The organism is Methylobacterium pseudosasicola (genome assembly GCF_900114535.1).
GTDB classification, from domain to species: Bacteria; Pseudomonadota; Alphaproteobacteria; order Rhizobiales; family Beijerinckiaceae; genus Methylobacterium; species Methylobacterium pseudosasicola.
This window is the reverse complement of the sequence record NZ_FOTK01000081.1, coordinates 1-10,894: the sequence shown is the minus strand read 5'-3', so window position 1 is coordinate 10,894 and position 10,894 is coordinate 1. Positions and strand designations below refer to the sequence as shown.

Below are 10,894 nucleotides of genomic sequence, written 5' to 3'. Positions count from 1 at the left end.
CGAAATCTTCTACACACTCAGGGAGGCGCAGATCGTGATCGAAAGCTGGAGGCGGCACTACAACACCGTACGCCCGCACGCCTCACTGGGATACCGGCCGCCGGCACCGGAAGTGTTCATGCCAGCCTTCACCGCTTGGCCGGCTGCGCTCGCCCGACCAGCTCCGCCGGCCAAGCTACCCGTGGTGGAGCGGCCAACCGTGCACTAACTTTAACCTTGGACCACCCCGTGGGGGCCGATCACCGGAAGTGGCCGAAAACGGAACAGCCGCTTTGGAGAAGGCCCGCCGGAAAAAGCGGACGGCCTCCTACCGATCCAACCCAGTCGTTCAGGCTCCCCGAGGCGCTGCCCGGAAGCAGACATTAAGCAAGCAGCTTTGTACGACTGAAACTGGCTGAAAGCGGCATTGTAGTTTTCGGGCCGGCCGTCGGCCAGGGTGGACGTCCGCGGGCAATCTGCGAGTGGAGACGGTCCCGGAGAGAGATTCATCGCCCCTATAAGTGCGAGCGGGGCCCCTCGGAGTCGGTGCTTCACGTACGATGAGCGGCGGTAGAGGCAATCCATTTATGCACTGGCGCCGTCGCTCTGGCGCATTGGTTTCCCAGGCTGTCGCGACTGCGATAGGACGGGGTGCGCAAGACCGCCCGGCGGGCGAATCTTCAGCATTGGTGGGGATGCCATGGCAGGCAAGGACGAAGCGACGTGGCGGGTCGGCGTCCTGTTCTCCCGCAGCGGGGTCAGCGGCATCACGGAAACCGAGCACTTCCTCGGCACCGCTCTGGCGATCGAGGAGATCAACACGGCCGGCGGCGTGCTCGGGCGGCCGATCGAGCCCATCTGCTACGATCCGGCCGGCGACAATGATGCGTACCGGTCCTATGCTCGCCGCATGCTCGCTGAGGATGGGGCCGAGGTGGTCTTCGGATGCTCGCTCTCGGCCAGCCGCAAGTCGGTGCTGTCCACCGTCGAGCGGCACAACGGCCTGCTCTGGTATCCGTCGATCTACGAGGGCTTCGAGTACTCGGAGAACATCATCTACACCGGAGCGACCCTCAACCAGAACGTCTTCGCGCTGGCGGACTACCTTTTGCAGGAGCAGGGCCCGCGGATCTTCCTGATCGGGTCCGACTACATCTATCCGCGCGAGTCGAACCGGGTGATGCGCGATCTCATCGAGGCCAAGGGCGGCACCATCGTCGGCGAATGCTACGCGCCCCTCGACGCCGATGACGCAGCCCATGCTGCGATGGTCGCCGAGATCCGCCAGGCGGCGCCGGACGCGGTGTTCTCCACCGTGGTCGGTCGCGGCGCCGAGCGGCTCTACCGGACCTATGCCGAGTCCGGGATCGACCGGAGGCACTGCCCGATCGCCAGCCTGACCCTGGCGGAGGGACAGATTCGGGCGATCGGCCCGGAGCTGTGCAGCGGCCACGTCCTGGCTGCCTCATACTTCGCGACCCTCGCGGGCGAGGAGAATCGGCGCTTCGTAGCGGCTTTCCAAGCCCGGTTCGGGCTCGAGCGCCCGACCAGCATGTGGTCTGAGACCGCCTACGCGCAGGTGCATCTCTTCGCCCGTGCGCTGGCGGAATCCGGCACCCTCGACGCCGGTCGGCTCGGCGCCGCTGCCCTGCGGCAGCGCTTCGCGGCCCCGGAGGGCGAGCTCGCCTTCGATGGCGAGACGCGGCACGTCTGGCTCACCCCGGGCATCGGGGTCGCCCGCGCCGACGGGCAGTTCGACGTGGTCTGGCGAGCACGCCGGCCGGTGCGGCCCGATCCGTATCTCGCTTGGTCCCGGTTCGAGACGAACTGGCTGGACGAGGGGATGGCCGCGTGACGGCGCCCGCCCGCAAGATCCTGGACGACTTGAGACGGGCCCGCGCCCTGGTCATCCACCCGAGCGACGAGGAGGGCGCCGCGCTCCTGGAGCAGCTCCGTCGCCTCGGCTGCGCGGTCTCCCTCGTCTGGCCGCCGCCGGCCGCACTGCCGCAGGACATCGACACGCTGTTCATACAGCTCGACGACGCGCAGGTGATGCACCTCGTGCCGTCAATCGAGGAGATCGAGCCCGCCGTCATCGCCATCGTCGCCTACGAGAGCCCGACGTCGCTGAAGGCGATCGCCGACGTCAACGCCCACGGCGTGCTCAACAAGCCGCTGCATCCGCGCGGCGTCCTCACCCAGTTCGCCCTGGCCCGCTACCGGCGCGGCTACGAGGGCCGTCTGATCAGCAAGATCAACCGGCTGGAGGAGACCATGAAGGGTCGGCGCACCGTCGAGAAGGCGGTCCGGCTGCTCGTGGAACTCAACCGGATCGACGAGGAGGCCGCCTACAAGATGCTCCGGGACCGCGCCACCGCGTCCCGCGTGCCGATGGCGAGCGTCGCCGAGAGCGTCGTCTCGGCCCACGAGGCGATGAGCGGCCTCGGCCTGCGCATCGCGTTGGCGGAAAAGACCTGACTGCAGCAACGTGCTGCAAATATCGCCTTGCGGCCCGTCTTCAGGCGCGTATCGTAGTCTTATCGGGCAGGGTTGCCCCGCAGCAGCAGTGCTGCATCACATCTCGGCTTTGGAGCCTCTGGTCCGCGGATGACGTCCGCGCCCAGGGGCTTTTTGCGTTTTGGAGCCAGCATGATCCAAGCGAGTGATCCGGCACGCGCGCCGTTACGGGTGTCCTGCATCCAGTTCGAGCCGCAATTCGGCGACGTGGCCGCCAATATTGCCCGCGCGTCCGACCTCATCCGCGCCGCCGCGGCGGAGGGCAGCGGCCTGATCGTCCTGCCGGAACTCGCCAGCACCGGCTACGTGTTTGAATCCGAGGCCGAGGCGGCCTCCTTGGCCGAGCCGGTGCCGGACGGACCGACGAGCCGAGCCTGGGCGGCGCTCGCGGCGGAACTCGGGGTGCACATCGTGGCCGGCATCGCCGAGCGCGCGGACGGGCCTCTCTACAACGCCGCCGTGATCGTCGGGCCGCAGGGCTACATCGGCACTTACCGGAAAGCGCATCTCTGGGACCAGGAGAACGTGTTCTTCGCCAAGGGCGATCTCGGCTTTCCGGTCTTCGAGACGGTGCTGGGCAAGATCGGGGTCGCGATCTGCTACGACGGCTGGTTCCCCGAGACCTTCCGGCAACTCGCCCTCGGTGGCGCCGAGATCGTCTGCATCCCCACCAACTGGGTTCCGATGCCGGACCAGCCCGCGGGCGAGGCCGCCATGGCCAACACCCTGCACCGGGCCGCCGCCCACACGAACGGGCTCTTCATCGCCTGCGCCGACCGGGTCGGCGTCGAGCGCGGCCAGCCCTTCGAGGGGCAGAGCCTGATCATCGGGCCCAAGGGCTGGCCGCTGGCCGGCCCGGCGAGCCGCGACCGGACCGAGACCCTCTCGGCCGTGGTCGATCTCGACGAGGCCGGCCGCAAGGACCTGAACACCTTCAACTCCCTCCTGCGCGATCGCCGGACCGACATCTACGGCTGATCCCTCCCCGCATCATCGTCGTCTTCCCAAGGAGCCCGTTCATGGTGACACGTTCTCTCGTCGGCACTGCCGCCGCACTCGTCTTCGCGGCCGCGGCTGCCCAGGCCGCCGACGGCAAGCCGATCGTCATCGGAATCCCGATCGGCCTGTCCGGGGCCAACAGCGTCGTCGCCCCGTCGGTGGTGCAGTCGGCCGAGCTCGCCGTCGAAGAGATCAACGCCAAGGGCGGCGTCCTTGGCCGCAAGCTCGCCCTGGAGGTGGCCGACGACGCCTCTGGCGCTGCCGGCGCCCAGAAGGCTTTCGACGGGCTGATCTACCAGAAGAAGGTCGACGTCCTGATCTCCATGGAGACCAGTGCGGCCCGCAATGCCGGCCTGCCCGCCGTCACCAAGGGCCGCGTGCCGTACATCTACACCTCGTTCTACGAGGGGCATTCCTGCAACAAGAACATGTTCGTGGATGCCTGGGTGCCGGAGCAGCAGGTTCCGCCGGTGGTGGATGCCTTCAAGGCCAAGGGCGCCAAGACCTACTTCCTCATCGGCAGCGATTATGCCTTCGGCCGCGGCATGCTCGGCTTCGCCAAGAGCTACGCCGAGAAGACCGGCGGCAAGGTGGTGGGCGAGGAATACCTGCCGATGGACGGCAGCGACTGGACCGCGATCATCTCCAAGCTGAAGGAGGCCAAGCCCGACGCGCTGATCACCTCCACGGCCGGCGGTGCGCCGAACGTGACACTGACCAAGCAGCTGCGCGGCGCCGGCGTGTCGCTGCCCTTCGCCAACCTGGCCCTGGACGAGGGCACCGCCAAGAGCATGGGCGCCGACGCCGAGGGCGTCTACCTCTCGGCCTCCTACGTGACCGGGATCGACAGCCCAGAGAACAAGACCTTCCTGGCCGCGATGAAGAAGAAGTTCGGCGCCGAGCTGCGGACGCCCAACGATCTCTCGGTGCCGCAATACGAGGCGATCTACCTCTACAAGGCCGCCGTCGAGAAGGCGGGGGGGACCGAAACCGCCAAGGTGATCGAGGCGCTGCCCACCGTGAGCGTGACCGGGCCGCGCGGCACCATTCAGATGAACAAGCAGCACCATGCGCCGCTGACCATGTATCTCGGCCAGATCCTGGCGGACGGCTCGGTGAAGGTCGCGGGCACCTTCAAGGATGTCGATCCCGGCGAGCAGTGCCCGAAGCTGCCCTGACGTGATGCGCCTCTCCCTCCCCCCTGCGCCGGGGAGGGAGCGTCCGTGATCGGCCGTCTGGCCGGTCCGTCCACGCCGCGTGAAGACGCCTGCTCATCCGGAAGCCCCGATGCTGCTCACCCTCGACATCCTGACAACCGCCGCGATCCTGTTCGTGGTGTCGATCGGCCTGCTCGCGATCTTCGGGGTCCTGAAGATCATCAACTTCGCCCACGGGGCGTGGCTGACGGTCGGCGCCTACTGCGCGGTGGTCACGGCCCGGCTCGGGCTCAATCCCTGGGCGGCGCTGCCGCTGGCTTTCGTAGTCGGCGCTGCCCTCGGCGGCCTGGCGGAACACTTCATCATCCGGCCCCTCTACCGCCGGCCGCTGGACGCGATCCTCGCCACCTGGGGGCTCGGGATCGTGCTCGGCCAGCTCATCACCCTGGCCTTTGGCCGCGACGTCCAGCTCACCCCGAACCTCTACGCGGGCACCGTCGCTGTTCTCGGGGTCGAGTACTCCGCCTACCGGCTCGTGGCCCTCGGCATCGCCCTCGTCATCGGGATCCTGTTCGCCCTCACCATCGAGCGGACGCGGCTCGGCCTGTCGGCCCGGGCGGTGATCATGAACGAGACCCTGGCGCGCAGCCTCGGCATCGATACCGGGCGGGTGCGCCTCGTCGTGTTTATGATCGGCGCGGGCCTGGCGGCGCTGGCGGGCGTCCTCCTGACGCCGCTGACCAGCGTCGATCCCAACATGGGGGTGAGCTGGCTGATCGGCGCCTTCATGCTGGTGATGGTCGCCGACGCGTCCTTCCTGGCGCTCGCGGCGGCCTGCCTCGTCTTCGGGGCCGCCCAAGTCCTGATCAGCACCTTCGTGAGCCCGATCCTGGGCAGCATCGCCGTCGCGGTGCTTGCAGCCCTCGTCCTGCGCGTCAGCCCGAAAGGTTTCTCCCGTGCTTGACACGATCCCCGCCGCGGCGCGCACAGTCCCGCCCGGTCGGCGCCTTTCCCGGGCGGCCCCCATCGTGGTCGCGGCGCTGGCGGCCGCGGCGCTCTGGATCGCGCCGACCTTCCTCGACACCTTCGCGGTCAACGTGCTGACCCGCTCGATGATCTACGCGATGCTCGCCGTGACGGTGGACCTGCTCTGGGGTTTCGCCGGCATCCTCACCTTCGGCCAGGCGGCCTTCTTCGGCGTCGGCGCCTACGCCACCGCGATGATCCTGGGCACCTACGGGGCGACCCCGCTCGGGATCGCGGCCGGCATCGCCACTGCGGTCGCGGCACCGGCCCTGCTCGGCCTCGCGGTGGGGTGGCTGTCCTTCTATCACCGCTCGACACCGCTCTACGCCTCGGTGATCTCGCTGGTCGTCCCGATCGTCGTGACGCAGCTGATCTATTCGGGCGGCGAATGGACCGGCTCCAGCAGCGGCCTCGTCGGCTTCGATGTGCTGCCCTTCGAGATCGAAGGCTATTTCCGCCTCGCGGCGCTGGCCCTGATCGCCGTCACGCTGGCGGCTTGGATCCTGGTGCGGTCGGATGCCGGGCGCGCCCTCGTGGCCCTGCGCGACAACGAGGCGCGCTGCGCCTATCTCGGCCTCAACCCCCGGCGCCTGCAGATCCGCCTGACCGCGGCGCTCGCAGCCGTGGCCGGGCTCGCGGGCTTCCTGTTCGCCAACGCCTCCGGCGTGGTCGCCCCGGAGAATGCCGGCTTCCTGTTCGGTACCGAACTGGTGATCTGGGTGGCGCTCGGCGGCCGCGGCACGCTGCTCGGCCCGGTCTTGGGCACGATCGCCATCGACTACCTCGCGGCCAATCTCTCGGGCGATCTGCCCTTTCTCTGGCAGCTCCTGCTGGGGACGGCCTTCGTGGCGATCATCATCCTGCTGCCGGGCGGGCTCGCCGACCTCGCCGGCCGGCTGTGGCGGGCGCTGCCACTCGGTCGGACGGAGCCCGCCGCCCCCGCCCTGGTGGCGCGCGAGGCCGAGGCGCAGGCTGCGCCGACGGATGCCCCGATCCTCAAGGTCCGGGGCCTCGCCAAGGCCTATGGCAGCTTGACCGTGCTCGAAGGCATCGACCTGGAGATCCGGGCGGGGGAACTCGTCAGCCTCGTGGGCCCCAACGGCGCCGGCAAGACCACGCTGATGCGCTGCCTCAGCGACGGCTCCGAACCCTTCACCGGCGCCATCGCCATCGGCGGCACGGCGATCGCCGGGCTGACGCCGAACCGGATCGTCGGGCTCGGGGTGGGGCGCAAGTTTCAGGTGGCGAGCGTGTTCGAGAGCCTGTCGGTGGCCGATTGCCTGCGGCTCGCCCGGGCGCCCCATGACGGGCTGAACCCGGTCGGCCAAGACCCGGTGCTCGGCCTGCCCCAGGCCGCCCTCGATGTCCTGCGGATGACCGGCCTCGACCGCCCGCTGACGCAGCCGGCGCGCCTCCTGTCCCATGGCCAGAAGCAGGCGCTCGAACTCGCCATGGTGGTGGCGCTGGAGCCGCGGTTGATCCTGCTCGACGAGCCCACCGCAGGCCTGACCAAGGCGGAGCGCACCACCATCGGGACCGTCCTCAAGGCGCTGACCGCCGGGCGCCGGATCGCCGCCGTCCTGGTTGAGCACGACCTCGACTTCGTGCGCGAGATCTCGTCCCGGATCGTGGTGCTGCACCAAGGCCGCCTGGTTCTCGACGGCACCGTGGACGCGGTCGTCGGCTCCGAGCTGGTCCGCACCATCTATTCGGGAGGCGCCCATGGTTGAGGCCGCGCAACGCACCGCGCCGTCGGGGGCCGCCCTCGACCTCGATGCCGTCTCGAGCGGCTACGGCGCCGTCTCGATCGTGAAGGGCGTGTCGCTGGCGGTGGGAGCGGGCGAGATCGTCGCCCTCCTCGGCAAGAACGGCATGGGCAAGACCACGCTGCTCAAGACCATCCTGGGGATGGTGGCCCTGCGCGGCGGCAGGATCACCATCGCCGGACAGGGGCTCTCCGGGCTGTCCCCCGCCAAGCTCGTGGCGCTCGGCGTCGGCTACGCCCCCCAGGAGCAGCCGCTGTTCCAGGATCTGTCGATCCGCGACAACCTGCGCCTCGCGGTGCCGTCCGACCGGCACCTGCCGGAGGCGCTGGAGCGCCTGTTCGGCCATTTCCCGTTCCTGAAGGACCGGCTCGCCCAGCGCGCCGGCACGCTCTCCGGGGGCGAGCAGAAGATGCTGATCCTCGGCCGCGCCCTGATGCTGCGCCCGCGCATCCTCCTGATCGACGAGATCTCCGAGGGTGTGCAGCCCTCGATGGTCGAGCGCCTGCGCGCCGTGCTTCTGGCGGAGCGGGCCTCGGGCCTGTCCATGCTGGTGGTGGAGCAGCACGTCGCCTTCGCGCTGGGCCTCGCCGACCGCTACGCGGTGCTCAAGCTCGGCGAGATCGTCGACAGAGGCTCGGCCAAGGCCCCGGATGCGCAGGCCCGCGTCATCGACCACCTCGCGGTGTGAGGCATGATGGAACTCAACACCTTCTCCATCGCCGCCCGGTGTCCCCGGACCGGGCAGCTCGGCGTCGCAGTGGCGAGCGCCGTGCCGGCGGTGGGCGGCCTCTGCCCGTACATCCGGGCGGGGATCGGGGCCGTCACCACCCAATCCTGGGTGAACCCCTACCTCGCCCTGCGCATCCTCGACGGGCTCGCCGGGGGGCAGCAATCGGACGCGGCCCTCGCGTCCGCGCTCGAGACCGACGACCGGCCGGACCTGCGCCAGATTGGGCTGGTGGATGCGGGCGGCGCGGCCGCCGCCTGGACCGGTGCCGGCTGCACGGCACAGGCCGGGCACTGCACCGGAGCCGGATACGCCGTGCAGGGCAACATGCTGGCCGCCCCCGGCGTGATCGACGCCATGGTCCAGGCCTTCGAGAACGGCGCCGGCTGCGACCTCGACGAACGGCTGATGCGCGCCCTTGAGGCCGGCGACGACGCGGGCGGCGATCGGCGCGGCAAGCAATCGGCGGCGCTGAAGATCGTCGCCCGCGAGGATTATCCGTGCCTCGACCTGCGCGTCGACGAGCATGCCGCCCCCGTCGCCGAGCTGCGCCGCGTCCTCGCCGTGGCCCGGCGGCAGCTCGTGCCCTTCGTGGCCGGGATGCCGCGGCGGGAGGAGCCGGCCGGCGCGTTGCCGGAGGATGTCGCCGCGATGCTGCTTCGGTCTCCCGGCGAGCGGCCCGGCGCGGCGGCCGCAGGCGGCCCCGACCCGCTGCACGACATCGTCGGCCTGCCCCCGGAGGCGGTCGCACGGGTCGCGCACCTGCATGCGCAATTCGCGCCGGTCCTGGCCGAGATCCGCACCCTGCGCGACCTCGACCTCGCGGCGGTCCATCCCCCGGTCGTCTTCGACCCAAGCCTGCCCTATCGCCGGGTGCCCCATGACTGACGCCATCTGGGCCCTGCCGATCACGGAGCTCGCCCGGCGGATCGCGGCGCGGGAGCTGTCGAGCGTCGCGCTCGTCGGCGCTTACCTCGACCGGATCGGACTCCTCGACGGCGACCTTCAGAGCTTCGTATGCCTGTCCTCAACTGCTCTCGACGCGGCGCGGGCGGCGGACGAGGAGATCGGACGGACGGGACCGCGGGGACCGCTCCACGGCATCCCGATCGGCATCAAGGACAATTACACGACCGCCGACCTGCCGACCCGGGCGGGCACCTCGGTCGAGGCCCTGACCTTCCCGCGGCAGGACAGCCATTGCGTCGCGAAGCTGCGGGCGGCCGGCGCCGTGATCCTCGGCAAGCTGCGCATGCACGAATTCGCCTGGGGCATGGTCACGCCGCCGACGCGCAACCCCTGGGATCTCGCGCGGGTGCCCGGCGGATCCAGCGGCGGCTCGGGGGCGGCGGTGGCAGCCCGGCTGTGTCCGGCGGCGCTCGGCTCGGATACGGGCGGCTCCATCCGGATCCCGGCGGCCCTCTGCGGCGTCGTGGGCCTCAAGCCGACCTACGGGCGGATCGGCCGCTCGGGGATCGTCCCGCATTCCTGGTCCCTCGACCATGCCGGGCCGCTGACCCTGACGGTGGCCGACGCGGCGCTCCTGCTCCAGGTCCTGGCGGGCCCCGATCCGGCAGACCCGGCTGCCACCGCCGCCCCCGTGCCGGACTACACCGCCGCTCTCGGCGAGCCGGTCCGTGGATTGCGGGTGGCGGTGATCCGCAACCACTTCTTCGAGGCGGTCGATGCGGACGTTGCCGCGGCGGTCGAGGAGGCGATCCGCTTCTTCGCCGGGCAGGGCTGTACGGTCCGGGACGTCACGGTGCCCGCCCTGCGTTACGGGCTCGGTGCCATCTACGCCATCGAGCTGGCTTCCTCCACGGCCTATCACGACCGCAGCCTCGCGCAGGGCCACGTGGCCGGCTTCGCCGCGGACGTCCGCGACCTCGTCGAGATGGGCCGGCTCGTGACCGGTCCGGATTACCTGCGGGCCGAGCAGGCCCGGGGGCTGATCATGGCCGAGATGGCCGCCGCGCTGGACGACGCGGACGTGATCGTCACCCCCACCTCGCCGCTGACCGCGTGGCGGACCGACGAGGCGACCGTCGCGCTTGCGGGCCGGCAGGAGAGCGTCCTCGCGGCGTCCTGGCGCCTCACCTACCCATTCAATCTGACCGGGCTGCCCGCCATCGCGCTGCCCTGCGGCTTCGACCGGCGCGGCCTACCGATCAGCCTGCAAATCGCCGCTCGGCCCTTCGCCGAGGATATGCTGCTCCGGTTCGCGAACCAGTACGAGCAAGCGCACGATTGGTGGCGCCATATCCCGCCACTCGCGAGCGAACCGTAGCACAGGCCCCCTGAGGCACACAGCGTGTTTTCGCTTTCCAACATTCGAGAGTGACACGTCCGGTTTGGTTAATCTGTGCGGCGGTTATGAATGACCGTTTGGGGCAGGGCAGCGGATTGCCTGATCGGCCCCCACGGGGTGGTCCAAGGTTAAAGTTAGTGCACGGTTGGCCGCTCCACCACGGGTAGCTTGGCCGGCGGAGCTGGTCGGGCGAGCGCAGCCGGCCAAGCGGTGAAGGCTGGCATGAACACTTCCGGTGCCGGCGGCCGGTATCCCAGTGAGGCGTGCGGGCGTACGGTGTTGTAGTGCCGCCTCCAGCTTTCGATCACGATCTGCGCCTCCCTGAGTGTGTAGAAGATTTCGCCGTTTAGAAGTTCGTCACGAATCCGTGCGTTGAAGCTTTCGACGTAGCCATTCTCCCATGGTGAGCCTGGAG

General features: G+C 69.8%; 11 protein-coding genes. 10 read left to right on the top strand and 1 reads right to left on the bottom strand.

The features are described from left to right. The 10 genes from BM228_RS32130 to BM228_RS32085 form a co-directional block, all read left to right on the top strand. A partial coding sequence (locus BM228_RS32130) for an integrase core domain-containing protein (protein ID WP_139234322.1) occupies positions 1–208 on the top strand: 208 nt, incomplete at its 5' end. A gap of 471 nt (positions 209–679) precedes the next feature. Further along, positions 680–1,834 (top strand): transporter substrate-binding domain-containing protein, encoded by a 1,155-nt coding sequence (locus BM228_RS32125; protein WP_092047252.1) that lies wholly within the window; start codon positions 680–682, stop codon positions 1,832–1,834. Continuing rightward, positions 1,831–2,457 (top strand): ANTAR domain-containing response regulator, encoded by a 627-nt coding sequence (locus BM228_RS32120; RefSeq protein WP_092047250.1) that lies wholly within the window; start codon positions 1,831–1,833, stop codon positions 2,455–2,457. The genes BM228_RS32125 and BM228_RS32120 overlap by 4 nt, the downstream gene beginning before the upstream one ends. Positions 2,458–2,628: 171 nt before the next feature. Next, the gene (locus BM228_RS32115) at positions 2,629–3,474 is read left to right on the top strand and encodes a nitrilase family protein (protein WP_092047248.1); all 846 of its coding nucleotides are present in this window, start codon (positions 2,629–2,631) and stop codon (positions 3,472–3,474) included. A 41-nt stretch (positions 3,475–3,515) separates the two neighbouring features. Next, positions 3,516–4,673, top strand: a complete 1,158-nt coding sequence (locus BM228_RS32110) for a substrate-binding protein (protein ID WP_208612144.1) — start codon at positions 3,516–3,518, stop codon at positions 4,671–4,673. Positions 4,674–4,782: 109 nt separating this feature from the next. Beyond that, positions 4,783–5,616, top strand: a complete 834-nt coding sequence (locus BM228_RS32105) for a branched-chain amino acid ABC transporter permease (protein ID WP_092047246.1) — start codon at positions 4,783–4,785, stop codon at positions 5,614–5,616. Then, positions 5,609–7,408, top strand: coding sequence for a branched-chain amino acid ABC transporter ATP-binding protein/permease (locus BM228_RS32100; RefSeq protein WP_092047244.1), 1,800 nt, complete (start codon positions 5,609–5,611; stop codon positions 7,406–7,408). Before BM228_RS32105 ends, BM228_RS32100 begins: the two co-directional genes overlap by 8 nt. Further along, positions 7,401–8,132, top strand: coding sequence for an ABC transporter ATP-binding protein (locus tag BM228_RS32095; protein ID WP_092047242.1), 732 nt, complete (start codon positions 7,401–7,403; stop codon positions 8,130–8,132). Before BM228_RS32100 ends, BM228_RS32095 begins: the two co-directional genes overlap by 8 nt. Positions 8,133–8,135: 3 nt before the next feature. Then, positions 8,136–9,059, top strand: a complete 924-nt coding sequence (locus BM228_RS32090) for a DUF1028 domain-containing protein (RefSeq protein ID WP_092047240.1) — start codon at positions 8,136–8,138, stop codon at positions 9,057–9,059. Further along, positions 9,052–10,458, top strand: a complete 1,407-nt coding sequence (locus tag BM228_RS32085; RefSeq protein WP_092047238.1) for an amidase — start codon at positions 9,052–9,054, stop codon at positions 10,456–10,458. Before BM228_RS32090 ends, BM228_RS32085 begins: the two co-directional genes overlap by 8 nt. A gap of 155 nt (positions 10,459–10,613) precedes the next feature. Here BM228_RS32085 and BM228_RS32080 read toward each other — a convergent pair. Further along, the coding region (locus BM228_RS32080) for an integrase core domain-containing protein (protein WP_139234321.1) at positions 10,614–10,894 on the bottom strand (281 nt) is incomplete at its 5' end.

What these genes read in the sequence shown, in the direction of transcription:
- BM228_RS32125 (WP_092047252.1), top strand. Translation starts at nt 680, where the DNA reads ATGGCAGGCAAGGACGAAGCGACGTGGCGGGTCGGCGTCCTGTTCTCC.
- BM228_RS32105 (WP_092047246.1), top strand. Translation starts at nt 4,783, where the DNA reads ATGCTGCTCACCCTCGACATCCTGACAACCGCCGCGATCCTGTTCGTG.
- BM228_RS32095 (WP_092047242.1), top strand. Translation starts at nt 7,401, where the DNA reads ATGGTTGAGGCCGCGCAACGCACCGCGCCGTCGGGGGCCGCCCTCGAC.
- BM228_RS32115 (WP_092047248.1), top strand. Translation starts at nt 2,629, where the DNA reads ATGATCCAAGCGAGTGATCCGGCACGCGCGCCGTTACGGGTGTCCTGC.
- BM228_RS32090 (WP_092047240.1), top strand. Translation starts at nt 8,136, where the DNA reads ATGATGGAACTCAACACCTTCTCCATCGCCGCCCGGTGTCCCCGGACC.
- BM228_RS32110 (WP_208612144.1), top strand. Translation starts at nt 3,516, where the DNA reads ATGGTGACACGTTCTCTCGTCGGCACTGCCGCCGCACTCGTCTTCGCG.
- BM228_RS32085 (WP_092047238.1), top strand. Translation starts at nt 9,052, where the DNA reads ATGACTGACGCCATCTGGGCCCTGCCGATCACGGAGCTCGCCCGGCGG.